Below are 16941 nucleotides of genomic sequence, written 5' to 3'. Positions count from 1 at the left end.
GTGACCGGGAGCCGTTGTCGGTGCGGCAGCTACTCGGCGGTCCCTGCCGTCGAGCTAGTGGTCTCGTCGAGCCGGGGATCCTCGGTCCGGTCCTTGGAGCCCACCTCGACCGGCCTGCCGTGCACCTGGTCGCGGTCGTCGTCGTCGCCCCTGGTCTTGAGCAGGCTTGCGACGGTGGCGACGGCGACCGTCGCGGCGATGAAGAGCAGCGAGAACCAGATGGGGATCTCGGGCACCCAGAGCAGGGGCTCGCCGCCGTTGATGAAGGACAGCTCGTTGACGTGCAGGGCGTGGAAGACGAGCTTCACGCCGATGAACGCGAGGATGACGGCGAGCCCCTGGGCCAGGTACACCAGGCGCTCGAGCAGTCCGCCGATGAGGAAGAACAGCTGGCGCAGGCCCATCAGCGCGAACGCGTTGGCCGTGAAGACGATGTACGCCTCACTGGTCAGGCCGTAGATCGCGGGGATGGAGTCGACGGCGAAGATGAGGTCCACGAAGCCGATCGCGATGATGGTGAGCAGCATCGGCGTGACGAAGCGCTTGCCGCCCTTGGTCACCGTGAGCCTGTCCCGGTGGTACTCGTCCGTGACGGGAAGGACGCGGCGGACGAGCTGCATGAATCGGCCGTCAGCGGGGTTGGCGTCGTGGCTGCCGAATGCCTGCTTGTAGGCCAGGACGAGCAGCAGGGCGCCGAAGATGTAGAAGACCCAGGAGAAGTTCTCGATCAGGCCGGCTCCGATGGCGATGAATCCGCCGCGGAGGATCAGGGCGATGATGATGCCGATCATCAGCACCTTCTGCTGGTACTTCTTGGGGACGGCGAAGCCCGTCATCACGATGAGGAACACGAAGAGGTTGTCGATCGACAGGGCCTTCTCGGTGAGGTAGCCGGCGAAGTACTCGCCGCTGAACGTCCAGCCCGACATCACTCCGATGCCGACGCCGAACAGCAGGGCGAGGCCGATGTAGAAGGCGGACCAGCGGGCCGATTCGGCAATGGTCGGTTCGTGGGGTGTGCGCACGTGCGCGAAGAACTCGTAGACGAAGAAGAGGATCGTCACGGCGATGGTGATCAACCAGATCAGAGGTGTGACCTGCATGAGGGGTGCTCCCAAGGGTAGGCGTCGGACAGATACGCCAAGGTCTCCTCCGCCCGGTCGGAACCGGAACCGATGGCCCGGAATGCTTCAGTGCATCCGTATTGACGGGCCGATCACAGACGGGAGTACTCCCCTTGATACATAGAGCCTAACGCACGGGCGCCCGGATCGATTCCCGTGATGCTGCTCGACCCGACGTGGCCGGCGCTGTCATGGCGTGAGCTGACCGACGGCGCATCCTCCGAGGTGGATGCGCCGTCGGGCGGATGACTAGGCTGGGCGGATGGCGACAGTAATCCTCGTGCGGCACGGCCGCACCACAGCGAATGCCTCCGGACTGCTGGCCGGACGGGCCGACGGCGTGGGCCTGGACGAGATCGGGCGCGACCAGGCTGCCGCGACCGGTGACCGGCTCGCGGCGGTGCCCGTCGTCGGCGTGGTGTCGAGCCCCCTCGAGCGCTGTCGGCAGACCGCCCGGTTCATCCTCGACCGCCAGTCCGGTACCCCGTATGCGCCGCTCGATCCCGATCTCACCGAGTGCGATTACGGCCAGTGGCAGGGCCGCATGCTCAGTGAGCTCGCAACGGAGGATCTGTGGCCGGTGGTGCAGTCGCAACCGTCCGCCGTCATTTTTCCCGGTGGTGAATCCATGGCCGGGATGCAGGCCCGGTCGGTGGCAGCGATCCGGCGCCACGATGCTGCCTTCGAAGCCGAGCACGGGCCAGGGGCTGTGTGGGTGGCGGTGAGTCACGGCGACATCATCAAGTCCATCCTCGCCGACGCACTCGGCATGCACCTCGACCTGTTCCAGCGCATCACCGTGGGCCCGGCCTCCGTATCGATCGTGCGCTACGGCACGAGCCGGCCGAGTGTCTACGCGACCAACACCGACGCGGGGGATCTCTCGTGGTTGTCGAACAGCGCCGCCTCGAACGATGCCCCGGTGGGCGGTGGCGCAGGACACGAGGCGCGCGGGACCTCGGGAGCCTAAAGTAGTCCCATGCCTACAACTGTTCACGAGTTCGCCTGGCCTGACCGGGTCGTCGTCGGCACCATCGGCGTTCCGGGCGCGCGCACGTTCTACCTGCAGGTACGCACAGGGAAACAGATCGTGAGTATCGCGATGGAGAAGCAGCAGTCGGCCCAGCTCGCCGAGAAGATCGACGAGATCCTGGACCAGCTCATCACCCTCGACGGCAACCCCTTCAGCGTTCCCAGGACCACCCCCATCGAACTCGTCGACAACGACCAGCTCGAGGCCGTCCAGGAGCAGTTCCGGACCGGCGTCATGAGCCTGGGGTGGGACCCGACGACGGCGCAGATCGTCATCGAGGCCTACCCGATCACCGAGGTCGATGAGGAAGACGACGACGAATTGCTGCACGACGACGCCGACGCGGCCGAAATGCTGCGGGTGCGCATGCCGGTCGGCACCGCCCGCGCCTTCGCCAAGCGCGCCCGCGAGGTCGTGGGCGCCGGGCGTCCGATCTGCCCGCTCTGCGGCTACCCCATCGACGCCGACGGGCACATCTGCACCCTTCCCGAGGTCTGATGCCGGCGCCCGACCTGGTCACCGCCGAGCTGACGCTCACCGGCCGCATCACGACGGCATCGAACGCCACGTTCCTGGGCAGCATCGGCGGCGCGGCCGTCGTCTACAAGCCGATAGCAGGCGAGAAACCGCTGTGGGACTTCCCCGATGGCACTCTCGCCGAACGGGAAGTGGCCGCCTACCTCGTCTCGGAGGTCTTCGGCTGGAACATCGTGCCGCAGACCTGGTTGCGCGATGGTCCGTTCGGCGAGGGAATGGTGCAGCTCTGGCAGGAGACGGACCCCGACCAGACCGCGGTGGATCTGGTCGCGACCGATGACGTGCCGGAGACCGGCTGGAAACAGGTCCTCGAGGGCCGGGACGACACGGGACGGATGATCGCCCTCATTCACGAGGACTCCCCCGCACTGAGGCGCATGGCCGTGTTCGACGTCGTCGTCAACAACGCCGACCGCAAGGGCGACCACATCCTTGCCATGGGTGACGGACACCGGCACGGCGTGGACCATGGGCTCACGTTCCACAGTGACCACAAGCTGCGTACGGTGCTGTGGGGGTGGCTGGGAGATCCGCTGACCGCCGAGGAACTCGACGGCGTCGATCGTGTCAGCGACGAATTGAACGGTGAGCTGGGACGAACCCTGGCGGACCTGCTCACCGCGGACGAGATCGCTGCGCTCGCCGCACGCTGCGCCCGGTTGCGCTCGGCCGGCCGGTTTCCCGCTCCGAGCGGTGAGATGTCGGCGGTGCCCTGGCCGCTGTTCTAGGGACGCGCAACGCCACGCACTGGACCGGAGCGGCATGTCATGCGTTCAGAGATCGCGCAGCCCGAGGCCCTGGTCATCGAGGCAGGGCGATCGTTTCCCCGCTGGGGGGCCGATGGACCGGAGGCAGGTGCAGGCGGGTCCCTTGACCGTCGGCAGGGCCGACCAGACAAAGCGCTCCATCTTGTTGTAGCTGCCGAAGTCCAGCGTGGCCCCGTCGAGTTTCGCAGCCAATTCGTGGCTGACGCTGATGACGATCCCTTCATCCCCCACGAGATCATCCTGCCCGCGGGGCCGCCGCTCCCGACGCGATCCTCCCTCGCCCGGGCCACTGAGAATGCAGCGCAGGGCCTTCTTGGGTTCCGTGCGCGAGAAGTACAGGCCCTGTTTCCGGCAGCCACCGTTTCCCTGGTAACAGTGCAACAGGCCGCCGAATATGCTGACCATCGCAGCCGCCTCGCTCGTCACGAAGAAGCTTCCGTGACCGGGAATCCGTGCCAGCATGTCTTCCCCGGCAGAGATGCTGTCCACAGTGATTCATTCCCACCCGTTCTCGTTGGCTGCCTCGTCGCCTCAGTCTAGGCACCCCTTGCGGCTGGATCGGGGACAGCCCCGTCCGCTCATGCTGGTCAGAGGGCGCGGCATCATCCCAGATGCCGGGCGAAGAACCTGGCCGCGTCATCCCCCGCGAACTGGGGGACGCCGGTGTGCCCGCCCAGATTGGCCTGCAGTGTCTTCTCCTGGGAACCGAAGGCGTCGAACAGATCCAGAGCGTGCTGCCGATCGTTTCCTTCGTCATCCCACTGCAGCAGGACGTGCAGCGGGATGGTGATCCGACGGGCCTCGTCGAACATGGCACGGGGAACAAAGCTTCCGGCGAAGAGACCGGCGGCCGCGATCCGCGGCTCCACCAGCGCCAGCCGTATACCGACGGCAATCACCCCGCCCGAGTACCCGACCGGGTCGCTGATCTCGGGCAGGGAAAGGAGTGCGTCCAGGGTCGTCTGCCATTCCGGGACCGCTTCGTCGACCAGCGGGAGAACCAGACGGTCGACGATGTCGTCGACCGGTTCGCCTGCTGCCAATGCCCGGCGCAGATCGGCACGAGCCTGCTCGGCGTCAGCCGATGGAGTCCGGTCACCGCTCCAGGGGAGTTCGATGGTGGCAGCGGCAAAGCCGTCCGCCGTGGAGCGCTGGGCTCGCGCCACCAGCCGGGGGTACATCCTGCGGAGTCCGCCCGGGTGGCCAATCAGGATCAGTGGGGCCGGTGGGGATGCGGGCGTCGTCCACAGGATGCCGGTGATCTCGCCGAGGGTGAACTCGCGTTCGAGGACGCCGTCGTCGAGGCTGTTCTTCGAAGTGAAGTGCATGGTCGTGCCTTTCGGGAGTGCTTCCTGAACGGCGCTCCCGGACGTCCTACCGCCCGACCGTGACCCCGGAGAGGAGCACCCATGGTCCATCGTTCACGGGTACCACCTCCTCGTTCTCTCGCACAGCCTGCGGAGAGAGTAGCAGTAATCCCGGCGCTGGGCCCGGGTAGATCTCGGACGTCCAATCCGGTGGCTGGTCGTGCCGACTCGCGGTGAACCTACATCTGCATCTGCACCAGCGAGGCCAAACGCCGGAGTGCCTGCGCGTCATGCTCGGTGAAGGTCCGCGGTCGATCATCCATGAGGCAGAGGGTGCCGATGCGCCAGCCCTCCGCGGTGCAGACAGGGTGCCCGGCGTAGAAGCGGACTCTGGGCCCACCGGAGACGAGGGGATGATCCCGCCACTCAGGGTCGGTGCCGGCATCAGCGATGACGAGGGTACGGTCCTGCTCGATGGTCCTCGCGCACAGGGAGAGGCTCCGGGGAAGGTCCTGGCCCAGGGGTCCGACGACGGATTTGATGACCTGCAGATCCTCCGTGATCAATGTGATCGACGCCGAGCTGACCCCGAAATGCTCCCGGGCGTGCCGGGTGATCCGGTCGAAGCGCTCTTCCGTCCCGGACTCGAGCAACCGCGACTCGTACAACGCGTGCAGGCGCCAGAACTCGACATCATCCAGAAGAGGATCGCACCCTGATGGATCCGTGGCATGGGCGGCACAAAAAGCAGCGGCTCCGGAGCCGGTGCTATGGTCCCCAGCGGGTGGGGCGCTGAAGTCGTAATGGTCCGGGGAGAGATTCAGGGGGCGAAGGTAATCGCCGTACCCGGAAAGGGACGCCGCGTACTGGTCGCTGTAATGTGCACCGTCGGCAGTGGATCCGGTGCCGTCGAGCAGTTCATTGATGGCCTGCGCCATCAGGTCGCGCTGCGGCGCCGGGAGCATCATGATGCCGGAAAGATACCCCTCGACCTCCAATTCGTCAGCATTCCCAGCAAGAGCGAAGAACGTCATGAAGACATCTTCGAGGTTCAAACGGGCCGCCCGTATCGTCTGGATCGCGGTCCACTGCTGCACGTGTTCATCTAGCACGTCTCGTCCTCCGCCGACTTCTTCCGTGTTGTCCTGGGTATTTCCCCGGGTGCCGGAGAGTTGCCGGCATGGTGTCCGTTGCTGCCGGGTATCGGACCGGAGGGCTTTTCATCCGTGACGCATCCGGCAGTAGCGTCTTCATGCTTGAAGTGCCAGGTGCGTTGTAGATTGTCGGTGCAACCATGCGAGCGCCTCAGCTCGGTCCTCGAAGTACTCGATGGGATATGAGGGGCAATGGACTGCCTGGAAGTGCGTGATCAGCACCCTCTCGACTGGGGAACGACCAACTGCTGCGACGACCGGTACGTCCCTCAGCCCGGCGAGCAGGGTAAGAGCCTGCCGGGTCAGGGTGACCATGCTGTTGAGATCGACCAGCAGCAAAGAGCAATCACGAGCGCCCAGTAGTTGCATGGAGTCCACCAGCGCCCAGACGTCCTCGACGGTTACGCGAGCACATTCCGTCCATCGCAGCGTCAGCACGCTCTCCTCGGTGCGCTCGAACTGAAACTTCGCAGTGGCAATCCGTGATGCAGCCATGAACCGTGCCTCACTTACCAGTCCGGAATTCAACTCAGGTGTCCCGTTCGAGGGGTGCCGGTGCCGACGGCACATTTCTGAACCACCGGCACCGGGGATCGGGTATTACGCCTCTCCAACCCCGACTGCTGGGGGAACAGCGGGATGTTCCAGCATACCGGCAGGACAGACCAGTCTGTCTACCCCTAGGATTGGGAAGAGGACAGCAGCGGAGGAAGCCATGGTTACAGGAGCGGTACGGCCACCCACGGATGCACGGGAGCGGATCCTCGCGACGTCCTACGACCTCTTCCTGCAGCAGGGCGTCCGGGCCGTCGGCGTGAACGAGATCATCGCCACGGCCGGCGTCGCCAAAGCGACTTTCTATCACCACTTCCCGTCGAAGGACGATCTGGTTCTGGCGTTCTTCGAACGCCGCCAGCAGCTCTTCACTGTCGGCTATCTCTCCGCTGAATGCGAGCGCCGGGCCGATACTCCCCGGGGACAGTTGCTGGCGATCTTCGACATCTTCGATGAATGGTTCCACGCGCCGGACTTCGCAGGCTGCCCCTACATCCGCGCCCTGCTCGAGACCGGACCGCGCCATGCCATCGGAGCTGCCGCTCTCCTCTACCTGGACGACATCCGCTCGAGCGTCGAGAAAGCCGCCACGGCACTGGGACTGACCAACCCGGAGGACTTCTCCTACTGTTGGCTGATCCTCATGCAGGGCGCCATCGTCTCCGGTGTCGGCATCGACCCGGGCAGCAGTTCAAGAATCAAGAAGCTGGGCGAGCACCTCATCGGCCTTCACACACCTGCCGATGCCCGATCGGTCAGCTGAACCGGCGGAAGTTCCTCGAAGGCCGGCTTCGCGAACCAGTACCCCTGGAACAGGCGGATTCCTGCCGCCTTTAGGACCAGGAACTCCGGCTCGGTCTCGATGCCTTCTGCAAGCACCGTGATGCCGAGTTCCTCGGCGATGCCCACGATGCCGGCGACGACGGCCCGGCGAGCCGGGCTGGTGTCGACTCCCCGGACGAGTTTCATGTCGATCTTGATCAGATCGGGCTGGAAGTCGACCAGAAGCCCCAGTCCCGCATGACCGGCACCGAAATCATCGATGGCGGTGGTGAACCCGTGCTTGCGGTACTCCGTGATGATGTTCGTCAAGTGGGCGGTGTCGGTGACCTCCTCATTCTCCGTGAACTCGAACATGATCGACGACGTCGGGAAGTCGCACCGTCGGGCCGCGAGCAACGTCGCGCGAAGGCAGGCAGCCGGTTCGTAGACCGCGTTCGGCATGAAATTTATCGACAATCTCAAATGCTCGCCCGCAGGAAACAGGTGCGCGGCCAACTCGATCGCCTTGACGCGACAGTCCTGGTCGAAGCGGTACTTCTGCTGCGGCGAGATTTTGGACAGTACCTCGTGGGCGCCCTCGCCCGACATGCCTCTTACCAGCGCTTCATACCCCCACACGCGATCGTCCACCGCGTCATAGATCGGCTGGAAGGCCATGCTGAAATCGAAGTCGAGTTCCGAAGAAGTCGTGCAGCCGTTGCATGCCATGTGGAGCCCCCTCACTGGTTACGTCCACCCTAAGTCACACATGCGGCGCACCGCCTTGATGGATCCGGGCGAAGAGAAGTGCTCCCCTTCACGCCAGGCAGTTCCGGCTCCGAGTATCACCCCGGAGGCTGTTGGAGCACGGTGGGGATGTACTCGAGCAACTGGAGCCGGCCGTCGAAAGTCCTACTGTCCACCATCTCGAGCGAGACGTCCGGGTAGCCGTCATAGATCCGCTCCTTCCCGGTGCGTCCCGTGATCACAGGGAAGACAACCAGCCGGAAGCGATCTACGAGGCCCGCCGTCAGCAATGATCGGCACAGGCTGAGGCTGCCCAGCGTGCTCAGGGGCCCGGTCGCGGTCCGTTTCATCTCCGTCACGGCTTCCACGGCGTCTCCTGCGACCAGTTCCGAATTCGGCCAGGCCAGGGGCGCCTGAAGGGTGGAAGAGAAGATGACCTTGGGCACGGCAGCGAGGCCTGTCAGGCTGGCCCCTTCATCCTCGGAGAATCCCGACCCTTCGGCCGCCGCCGCCGACATGCCGGACATCAGCCGATACGTCCTCGCCCCCATGAGGAAGGTGTAGCCCGCTTCCCCCTCCTGTTCGAGCCACGCCAGGTACTCCGGCCCCTCCAGCCCCCACCAGCCGGGCCACCCCTCGGCCGAGGCATACCCGTCCAGGGAGATGATCAGGTCGACCATCAGGTCTGCTGATGACGTCCCTGCAGATTGCTCATCCATCGCCGCCACCTCGATCTGATCGACGTCAGCAGGGTATGCCCCGCAGACCGGGCATTCAAGAGCATCCGGACGAGACACCGCCGAAGAGCCGAGCCGCCCCGGAAGGACCACGAGTCCCCGAGACGCCGGACGCCTCCCCAGCATCGCGACACGACTGACGCCAGGACACTCTGGAGAGGTTCTTCGTCAGGCCGGGACGATGTGCCGGGCGGGAACGGGGCTCGAGTAGACGACGCTGGTGGTGATGCCGCCCAGGGTGGCAAGTTTTCCGGTGATCCGCTCGAGGTCACGCATGGAGCGGGCGAGAACCTTGATGATGAAGCAGTCGGCGCCTGTGACGTGGTGGGCTTCGATGAACTCGGGCAGCGAGCCGGCGACCGTGCGGTGATTCATGCCCGTGTTTTACAGGACGAGCGTCCGATTGATGACCTGCTGTGCGGTGTCGTTGAGGGTTTGGCGGGTTGATCGGGCATGGGTACGCAGACGGTCGAAAGCTTCCGCCATGGTGAGGGTTGAGGTTTGGGCGATGACGCCTTTTGCTTGCTCGATCATGACCCGGCTGTTCAGCGCTCGCTGTAGCTGGTCATTGACGATTTGGGACTCCCGGATCGTGCGTTCTTGCAGGAGGCTGATCGTTGCAACGGAGGCCAGGGCTTGGGCGATGACGGCATCTTCCTGCTCGAGCTCTCCTGCGGTGGTGCCGAAGAGTCCCATGGCACCGATAATTCGGTCATGGATGCGTAAGGGGACGACGTGGACGGACGCGAAACCCTGCCGGAGGCAGGCTTGGCGGAAGACGGGCCATTTATCCAGTGGCGTGACGTCGGCGATGCTGACGACGGCACCGGAGTGATAGCACTCAATGCATGGTCCTTCGCCGGCCTGCAATTGCAGCATTTCGACGAGTTCTGCTTCCTCACTGGTGGATGCAACGACTTGCAGGTCCCCCTGCGGGCTGGCCAGAAGAAGACCGACCTGATCGACTTGCAGGAGGTCAACGCATTCCTCGGCGAGGGTGTGGAGGAGATCCAGGACGTCGTAGTCGGCGACGAGCGTGTCAGCGAGTCTGACGAACGCGGTGCTGACTTTCTCGGGTCGTGTTCGGGTCACCATTGTTCTGCCCTCCGCACCGCTTCGTATCGGCGCCCTGGTGGCGGGGATCAAGAAGTACTTCCACTAGTGTTCCTCACCACCGACCTGATCCGACACCGCATCAGACTCCGACTCCGACTCCGGTACATGTTCTGCCTTAGCACCTGTACCGGTTGAGGAATCACGCCTGGTATCGCTGTCGGCATCGCGCCTCTCCATGAACGTGACGGTACGGCTGATCACTGCCTGTGCTGCTTCTTCGAGGGTTTGGTTGTGGGAGAAGGCGTGTGCGCGCAGCAGCATGAGCGCGTCAGCTGCGGGAACGTCCGCTTGCACGAGGATCATCCCGGTCGCCTGGTGGATCTCCCGCCGGGTCAGTGATTCAGATCCGTGCGCCGCTTCGGTCAATGGGTAATCGGTGTCGCTGAGGATCGAGCGCAGCAGTATCCACGCTGTTCTCCCGGCCAGGAGTTGCGCGTGCGCGAAGACGGGATCACTGAGTGGGCCAGGATCGGTGCGGTAGAGCTCAACGACACCGATATCAATGGCCCCGACCCTCAATGGCAGGACGAACACGGCAGCCGCTCCCGCGTCAGCAAGCGCAGTACCCAGTGCGGGCCAGGTCAGGTAAGCGGTGCGAGTGTCAGGGACGGTGATCGGGACACGGGTTCGGGCGGCGTCCCACCGCGGACCTTCTCCTACGGAGAACTGAGCTTCATCCAAGGCAAGGGCACAGTCGTCGGTCGCCGTGATCCGGGTCTCATTGCCGGTTCCCACGAAAATCGAGACCGCAGCTCCTGTCATGGGCAGCTCTCTCAAGAACATTCCGCACAGGTCATCGACAGCGTCACCGACGTTCATCGTGCACACCTGCACGAGGAGGTGGACGGAAGGGCTGGAGGATCACTGCCGGCCGGCAAATATGCGGCTTCAGGTTCCGATCTGCCCTGAAGGCGGGGATGGGCGACAGTGGATTTGGTGTTCATGGTCGGTCTCGGATCGCTGGTTTTGGCCCTACGGCCGCAGGCACTGATCGTTCTGAAAGCCCTTCAACAACCCGCCGGTGATTCCTGAATGCCACAAAGTACTGATACAACCATAGCCCGCGCTCCTCCACGAAGACGCTCCTGATGATCACCCATTCCCCGTCATCGAGATCACGTGCCCGACCGCACCACGTCGACGACCTCCCCAGTAGCAACACACAAAGCACCATGGGGCAGCACGGCGGGGCAAAGCCACCGTAGAGATGAGCTAGTTCGCTCCAAGCGGTAGCTCCTGTGGTGGTGAAGCAATGCGGGACGGGTGATGGCGTCGAAATTCGACTTGATTGACGGGAGGAATGGTTTAGCGCAGTGTTGTACATAGCACCCCGGACCCTGGTGGTATGTCTTTCCTCTGCCGCCAAGGAGTCTCACCGTGTTACCTGCACTGAATCCCGTACTCCCGCTGGTTGATTCCCGCCGGAGAACTGCCGAGCATTCGGGGCGCCCCAACCCACAGTCGGGCACTGACGCGGAGCCGGTGGATATCCCGCGCATACTGACGGACCGCCAGGAGTCGATCGCGGCGATGATTGCTCACGGGCTGACATGTCAGGACATCGCCGAAGCGTTGCACGTTCCGCTGCGCACTATTGAGGGGCATGCCGACCGCGTCCTCGAAACCCTCGGCCTTCGTCGCCTGGAAGATCTGACCGATGACGCGATTGGTCGTTACCGTAGGTCCGCCGCGGGTGTGCATTACGGGGAACTCGCCCACCCCCACCTGGTCGCTGATCCTCCTGATCAGCCGACATCACCTGCCTGTCCTGCTTCACAGGACCCTCCTTCACCTCTTGCGCAACACAGTGCGAACGAAGACCCGCACAACACCTCAGGGCTCGGCCCTGACCAAGCAGCACCACCCGTGACCAAGCAAGCGTTCGCGCATACGCCCCTTGACGCTCCCCTTCGAACGTCAGGGCGGACCTTAGGGCGGACTTCAGAGACAGCTCGGTTCGGGCGATGAGCACGCGTCCTGCCGGCAATCAAACTTTCCACGACCCTGCAAGTGCATTGCACCGCCTTGTCCTGCAACACCATGACCTCACTGATTTCGGTGAAGCGCTGGCACTCCTTGCCCATGATCATCTGTCCCAGCACACCAGGTCCGATACAGGCACAAACACAACCGTGAGCCCAGGTCTAGGCGGGCTCGTGGGGTGCATGCTGTATGTCCGGCCAGTAAGGGGAAGCGATCTCGTTGCAGCGAGCACACCGGACGTGTTGGTTCTAGCCCGCCAGCATGCCGGGAGACTGGTGGATCAATGCACTTCCACGGAAAGCAGGGCTGGGATCGGTGTCCATGACCCTAAGGACCGGCAGGGCTCAGCGGATGTCCGCGGGGTAACCCACCACAGCACAGTCAACTCGTGCTCCGACACCCTGAGCCCCGTCACCGTGAGCCCAGCCAATGACGGCCGTGTCACTAGGCGCCCCATCCATATGGGCCCTGTGGACGTGAACTCTGTAGATGTGGGCTCTGTCGATGTGGGCTCTGCCGACAGGGATGTTGGTGCTGAAGGCGGGCTGGATGGGTGGAACTCGTTCCGGGCAGCGGCGAGGGCCCTGCACATTGCCTCGGTCATGACGGTGGTTCTTGATCTCGAGGACGAGGGCGTTGCGGTCTTCTCCTTCTACGCGGCCGATAGTAACGCCTTCCCGGCAGGGTGTCGCCAAGTAGCTGAGGCTTTCGCCGGTGTGGCTGCACGGTCGCTGCAGCTCGTCCTCCGGTGGGGTTCGACCACGCAACGGGAAGCTAACCTGCGGGCAGCCCTGGAGTCCCGAACGGTGATCGACCTCGCGCTCGGGATGATCATGGCCCAGAACAGGTGCACCCACGAGCAGGCCATCTCGATTCTCAAACGTGCCTCCAACACGCAGAACACGCGACTGCACACCATCGCCGAACGGATCGTTCATGCCTACAACCCGGACCCGCCAACCACCCATTTCACGAACTAACCAGGCAGAGGGCTCGTACCTCTCAGTAGAGATCGGTATACGTCATGGTCACGACACCGCCACCTCCGTTCGAACTGTCCACGATCCTCGGGCGCACCAAGGGTCACCTCTTGACCGAGCAGACCGCCCACGGCGCAGTCGGTGGGCTCGCGGAGGTCGCGGCAGACGTCATCGCCGCCGCATACGGGGCGGGCGCAAGCCTCATTGATGAAAACGGCCAGCGCTTGAGCGTCGGAGCGACCAGTAACGGTGTGCTCGAAGCTGATCACCTGCAGTACACGTTCAGCCAAGGACCATGCTTGACCGCGTGGGCGTCCGGGACCCCCGTCTACATCGCTGACACCCACATCGATGACCGGTGGGAGAAGTGGATGACCGCAGCAGCAAAGAACGGCATCCGATCCTGCTTGAGCGTTCCCCTGCTCAAAAAACCGGTTGCGCTGGGAGCGATGAAAGTCTATTCGGACAGCCCCGACGCGTTTTCCGACCAGGACCACAAGCTTCTGCTGAACCTCGCCCGATCCGCTGCGGCACTGCTCGGCCACATCCAGGCCAGCGACCTCCCGCAGCGCATCAGCAATGACATGAGAATGTCCCTAGCCAGCCGTGACAGCGTCAGTATTGCTCGTGGCATCCTCATGGAACGTCACAGCATCAACAAGGAGAAAGCCATGCAGCAGATCATCGATTTGGCGACCAGCACGGGCACCACCATGAACCACCAGGCCCGAATCATCAGTGAGAGCAGTGACAACAGCAACACTGACAACAGCAGCTCATGATGAGCGTGACACTTCCTCCCGAGGAGCAACGCCAGCACACCCTGCACGCCATGCAGGCAGCCGGCCTCACCGTCCAGGAACTCTGGATCCACTATTTCGCGCTCAGCGGCGACGCCGACGAGTTCGACCTTGATGCCTACCTCCACGGTGTCGCTCCCCTCCAGCAACTCGACCGGGACCTTGTCTCCCACGCCGTCAACGAACTCATCGCCCAAACGCCGCCACCTACCGCTCCCTACAGCGAAGAACTCTGATTCGGGCGCCTGAATTATCAACCGCAGGAAATGCAATAGCCGCGCTGGCAGTTGCCCTGCCGTACAGCCCTGCCGTACGGCCCTGCCGTACAGCCATAAGTCAGGGCCGGTCAATCAGGATTAACGGCCCATCACTAGTGGCCTGCTTCTACTGATGGTGGTCTGCTGGAGAGCAGGGCTTGAGCGGTAGTCAAGCAGTCGGCTGGTGTTCCTAGCCTCGCGGGCAGGGGTGGAGCCCTCGGTGAAAAGTGGATTGATCCCTGCCTCGCCCCTCTCCCCGCCGTCGTGAAGTAGAGCCCAAGGGACCGATTCTGAAATTAAGCCGAAAGGATTGAGCGCGAAGGTTTTGTTTGAACGAGGCGGCTAGCTTCCCGGGCCAGTACACCTAGCCCGCCGGATCTTGGACGCTGTGGTCCCCTCCAAGGAGTTGCTCGACGAGGCCTACGATGGTCCGGCGATCAGCGAGGAGGAGCACGAAGTGATTTTGCACGCCGAACGTCCCGTCGTGGAGAAGGAAATAGTGCCTGTTGAACGCGTCCGCCTCGACAAGGAAACCGTCACCGAGCAGGAAACCGTTTCGGAGCAGGTACGCAAGGAGCGTATCGAGCTCCTCGACGCCGACGGCACCACCACCGACAGCACGGATACCACTGACACCAGCGGCCGCCGCTAGGTAGACCCCCGGCACTCAACCCGCCGGTAGTAAGTCAACCAACAGAACCAGGAACGCTGAGGGGCGCTGCACATGCAGCGCCCCTCGGCGCGTTCCCGGCAGGCAGCCGGGCGTGCACTTAGTGACAGGTCTGAGCGAGTGTCGAGAATGTATAGGCGAGAGAAGGTGGGCGCCGGTGAATGCACGAAATCCTGCTGTCCGACGACAGGGAAAGGACGCGCGGCTGCAGCTCGATGCGTTAGCGCTTCAGGTTTGCGACACCCTCATCGCCTCCGAGGAGCTCCCCACTATGGATGAGGTGATCGACGACCGTCCGAAGCTTCGTGTTGGTCCGCTGGCTGGCCTCGGACAGTGCGATGAAGGCCTGTGGTCCTTTGATTTTGTGACGTTCCATGAGGATGCCCTTGGCCTGACCGATGAGGTCCCTGGAGTCGATAGCTTCCCTCAGCTGCCGAGATTCCTCGGCCTCTGCGAACGCGACGGCGGCATGGGACGCGATCAGCAGGCCGATGTTCTCGGACTCATCGGTGAACGCATTCGCTTCGTACGAGTACAGATTCAAGGCACCGAGATCATCACCGGTCACCCAGATCTGGATGGACAGCATCCCTCGAGCACCCGCCTCGCTGGCACGCCGGGCGAACAGGGGCCAGCGTTCCTCGGCTCCCATGTCCGGGACACGTACCGTTCGGTGTTCGTACGCCGCCTCCAGGCACGGGCCCTCACCGGTCTCCATCTGCAGTGCATCGATCCGCTTCGGGAGATCACTGGACGGTGCACGGGAACCGACGTTCTCCCGGCCCCGAACCACACTGACAGACCCCTCATCGGCGCCCGGCACCAGCTCCAGGGCTGCGCGGACGAACCCGGTGAGGATCGCATCCCCATCACGTTCCTGCTGCAGCGACCGGGCGAGGTCCGCCAGTTCCGTCGCAAGGTTACGCTCCCGATCAGACCCGCCGTGATGGGAGGACGGCATACCCCGGTCCACGCCAGGATCCTCGCTCATCGGGCACCCTTCCGAACCGTTGCGTCGTCGCCGGCTGCTACTTCCTGCGCTGAAGGCATCGTCTCTCTCATCCCGACAGTGTGCCAGACACCTCGTCCGAGGGCAGAGGCCGAGCTGCGAGGCACGACCGGTTGCGCACCCCTGTTGGCCACACCCTGCACTATCTGACCACCGCAGAAGCACATCACCCCAGGTAACGCCCACCCATCAGGTGCCGTTGCATATGGGCGCTACCTGCTGTCGACTGTGGGAAGAGGCTCACTGTGTCAAGCAGCCGGCCCGATGGGTCTCGACGGGAGTTGCAGGGCGGCTAAGGCCGCCCTGCAACTCTTTCACTTTCCGGTTGACGCATTGCTTTCCAATAATTCACTACGCCCGCCGCACCAAAAGCAACTGTCTTGCAACAGTTGGGTTGCAACACACTAGGACGAGACACTGCCACTCCCCCACCACGACTGCTCTTGCTATGTCTTGCTACCCTGTCTTGCAAGCAGTGGTCAGTTTCCGAGACGGAATGGTTGGATGCGAGACACTTTTGGGTTGGCGGAGGGGCGGAAGCGGAAATGAGCAAGCTGATTGGGTATGCGAGGGTCTCAACCCGAGCCCAGGACACGGATCGGCAAATCGCCGACCTCCTGACCGCCGGCGTCCGCCGCGATGACCTCTATGTCGATCACGGGGTCAGTGGCGCCCATGCCCGTCGACCGCAGTTCGACAAAGCGCTCAAGGCGGTGCATGAGGGTGACACGCTGATTGTCACGACTCTGGATCGGCTCGGTCGATCGACGTCGAACATGCTCGCCCTCGCCGATGAACTGAGGGCTCAGAAGGTGAACCTCCGGGTGTTGAACCTAGGAGGTGGGAACGTCGACACGGGCACCCCTATGGGGTCCATGGTCTTCACCGTGATGGCAGCCCTCGCCCAAATGGAGTTGGAGATCAAACGAGAACGCGTCAACGATTCCAACACCAAACGCCGAGACGCCGGCCTGGACCTCGGCGGCCGACGCCCACTCTTCTCCGACAGCCAGATCGCCAACGCCCGTCGGCTCATCGAGCAGGGCCAACCCGCATCCCATGTCGCCCGAGACCTCGGCATGTCACGGGCGACCCTGTACCGGCGCATCGCACACCTCGAGGCCCAGCAATGGGTGATCACGCACCAAGGACAGACCAGTTCTTAAATCCAAGCGCAGGTCCTCGGCATTATGGATAACCCCGTCAGACGAGAGCGGCAACAGCTCGAATGCACCCGATTCACAGTCGGTACCGTTCCAGCTCCCCTACCGACTCGACCCGAGTCTCACCGACTAGCTGTACTGGGCCATCAGGTTGGTGACACTCGGGTGATGGGTGTGGTTCCGATGCCGGTGTGGATGCGTTCAGTGTTGTAGTGCTGGAGCCAGGGTGCAAGGGCTGCT

At 63.5% G+C, this 16941-nt stretch carries 20 protein-coding genes and 1 pseudogene; 10 read left to right on the top strand and 11 right to left on the bottom strand.

Annotated features, from left to right (window positions below):
* Positions 1-29 precede the first annotated feature (29 nt).
* Positions 30-1103, bottom strand: coding sequence for a TerC family protein (locus ACX80I_RS15955; RefSeq protein ID WP_459346092.1), 1074 nt, complete (start codon positions 1101-1103; stop codon positions 30-32).
* A gap of 283 nt (positions 1104-1386) precedes the next feature.
* Here ACX80I_RS15955 and ACX80I_RS15950 point away from each other — a divergent pair, with 283 nt between their 5' ends.
* The 3 genes from ACX80I_RS15950 to ACX80I_RS15940 are packed head-to-tail and all read left to right on the top strand — an operon-like array spanning position 1387 to position 3422.
* Positions 1387-2094: a histidine phosphatase family protein gene (locus tag ACX80I_RS15950; protein WP_459346091.1), complete on the top strand. Its 708-nt coding sequence runs from the start codon at positions 1387-1389 to the stop codon at positions 2092-2094.
* Between the two features lie 9 nt (positions 2095-2103).
* Positions 2104-2655: an Rv2134c family protein gene (locus tag ACX80I_RS15945; RefSeq protein WP_459346090.1), complete on the top strand. Its 552-nt coding sequence runs from the start codon at positions 2104-2106 to the stop codon at positions 2653-2655.
* Entirely contained in the window at positions 2655-3422 is a 768-nt protein-coding gene (locus ACX80I_RS15940) for an Rv2133c family protein (protein WP_459346089.1), read from the top strand. The genes ACX80I_RS15945 and ACX80I_RS15940 overlap by 1 nt, the downstream gene beginning before the upstream one ends.
* A 45-nt stretch (positions 3423-3467) precedes the next feature.
* Here the strand turns inward: ACX80I_RS15940 and ACX80I_RS15935 are convergent, their stop codons facing one another.
* The 4 genes from ACX80I_RS15935 to ACX80I_RS15920 form a co-directional block, all read right to left on the bottom strand.
* Entirely contained in the window at positions 3468-3950 is a 483-nt protein-coding gene (locus tag ACX80I_RS15935; protein WP_459346088.1) for a peptidase, read from the bottom strand.
* A gap of 113 nt (positions 3951-4063) precedes the next feature.
* Entirely contained in the window at positions 4064-4789 is a 726-nt protein-coding gene (locus ACX80I_RS15930) for a dienelactone hydrolase family protein (protein WP_459346087.1), read from the bottom strand.
* 218 nt (positions 4790-5007) lie between these two features.
* A complete protein-coding gene (locus ACX80I_RS15925) occupies positions 5008-5880 on the bottom strand; it encodes a GAF domain-containing protein (protein ID WP_459346086.1) in 873 nt (290 codons plus the stop codon).
* Positions 5881-6018: 138 nt separating this feature from the next.
* Complete coding sequence (locus ACX80I_RS15920; RefSeq protein ID WP_459346085.1) at positions 6019-6417, bottom strand: DUF7793 family protein; 399 nt, start codon at positions 6415-6417, stop codon at positions 6019-6021.
* A gap of 220 nt (positions 6418-6637) precedes the next feature.
* Here ACX80I_RS15920 and ACX80I_RS15915 point away from each other — a divergent pair, with 220 nt between their 5' ends.
* A complete protein-coding gene (locus ACX80I_RS15915; protein ID WP_459346084.1) occupies positions 6638-7240 on the top strand; it encodes a TetR/AcrR family transcriptional regulator in 603 nt (200 codons plus the stop codon).
* On the opposite strand, the gene ACX80I_RS15910 is transcribed toward ACX80I_RS15915, so the two are convergent.
* The 5 genes from ACX80I_RS15910 to ACX80I_RS15890 form a co-directional block, all read right to left on the bottom strand.
* Entirely contained in the window at positions 7207-7968 is a 762-nt protein-coding gene (locus tag ACX80I_RS15910; protein WP_459346083.1) for an EAL domain-containing protein, read from the bottom strand. The genes ACX80I_RS15915 and ACX80I_RS15910 overlap by 34 nt on opposite strands.
* Before the next feature lie 116 nt (positions 7969-8084).
* A complete protein-coding gene (locus ACX80I_RS15905; RefSeq protein WP_459346082.1) occupies positions 8085-8705 on the bottom strand; it encodes a dihydrofolate reductase family protein in 621 nt (206 codons plus the stop codon).
* Positions 8706-8891: 186 nt separating this feature from the next.
* Positions 8892-9098 carry an Lrp/AsnC ligand binding domain-containing protein gene (locus tag ACX80I_RS15900; protein ID WP_459346081.1) on the bottom strand — a complete coding sequence of 69 codons (207 nt, stop codon included), beginning with the start codon at positions 9096-9098 and terminating at the stop codon, positions 8892-8894.
* A 9-nt stretch (positions 9099-9107) separates the two neighbouring features.
* Complete coding sequence (locus tag ACX80I_RS15895) at positions 9108-9818, bottom strand: ANTAR domain-containing protein (protein ID WP_459346080.1); 711 nt, start codon at positions 9816-9818, stop codon at positions 9108-9110.
* Positions 9819-9881: 63 nt separating this feature from the next.
* On the bottom strand, positions 9882-10658 hold the full coding sequence (locus ACX80I_RS15890; protein ID WP_459346079.1) for a GAF and ANTAR domain-containing protein: 777 nt from the start codon (positions 10656-10658) through the stop codon (positions 9882-9884).
* A 558-nt stretch (positions 10659-11216) separates the two neighbouring features.
* On the opposite strand from ACX80I_RS15890, the gene ACX80I_RS15885 reads away from it, so the two are divergent.
* The 5 genes and pseudogenes from ACX80I_RS15885 to ACX80I_RS15865 form a co-directional block, all read left to right on the top strand.
* A complete protein-coding gene (locus ACX80I_RS15885) occupies positions 11217-11807 on the top strand; it encodes a response regulator transcription factor (protein ID WP_459346078.1) in 591 nt (196 codons plus the stop codon).
* Positions 11808-12313: 506 nt separating this feature from the next.
* The gene (locus ACX80I_RS15880) at positions 12314-12802 is read left to right on the top strand and encodes an ANTAR domain-containing protein (RefSeq protein WP_459346077.1); all 489 of its coding nucleotides are present in this window, start codon (positions 12314-12316) and stop codon (positions 12800-12802) included.
* A gap of 110 nt (positions 12803-12912) precedes the next feature.
* Entirely contained in the window at positions 12913-13584 is a 672-nt protein-coding gene (locus ACX80I_RS15875) for a GAF and ANTAR domain-containing protein (RefSeq protein ID WP_459346076.1), read from the top strand.
* Positions 13585-13589: 5 nt separating this feature from the next.
* The gene (locus ACX80I_RS15870; protein ID WP_459346075.1) at positions 13590-13838 is read left to right on the top strand and encodes a hypothetical protein; all 249 of its coding nucleotides are present in this window, start codon (positions 13590-13592) and stop codon (positions 13836-13838) included.
* A 439-nt stretch (positions 13839-14277) separates the two neighbouring features.
* Positions 14278-14511: pseudogene (locus ACX80I_RS15865) on the top strand (DUF2382 domain-containing protein); the annotation flags it as partial.
* Between the two features lie 238 nt (positions 14512-14749).
* On the opposite strand, the gene ACX80I_RS15860 reads toward ACX80I_RS15865, so the two are convergent.
* Positions 14750-15520: a GAF and ANTAR domain-containing protein gene (locus tag ACX80I_RS15860; protein WP_459346074.1), complete on the bottom strand. Its 771-nt coding sequence runs from the start codon at positions 15518-15520 to the stop codon at positions 14750-14752.
* Between the two features lie 563 nt (positions 15521-16083).
* On the opposite strand from ACX80I_RS15860, the gene ACX80I_RS15855 reads away from it, so the two are divergent.
* A complete protein-coding gene (locus ACX80I_RS15855; protein WP_459346073.1) occupies positions 16084-16704 on the top strand; it encodes a recombinase family protein in 621 nt (206 codons plus the stop codon).
* Positions 16705-16941: the final 237 nt, after the last annotated feature.

This window comes from Arthrobacter rhamnosi, from assembly GCF_054510855.1.
The sequence above is the reverse complement of the archived record's forward strand: the minus strand, read 5'-3'. Positions and strand labels throughout refer to the sequence as shown.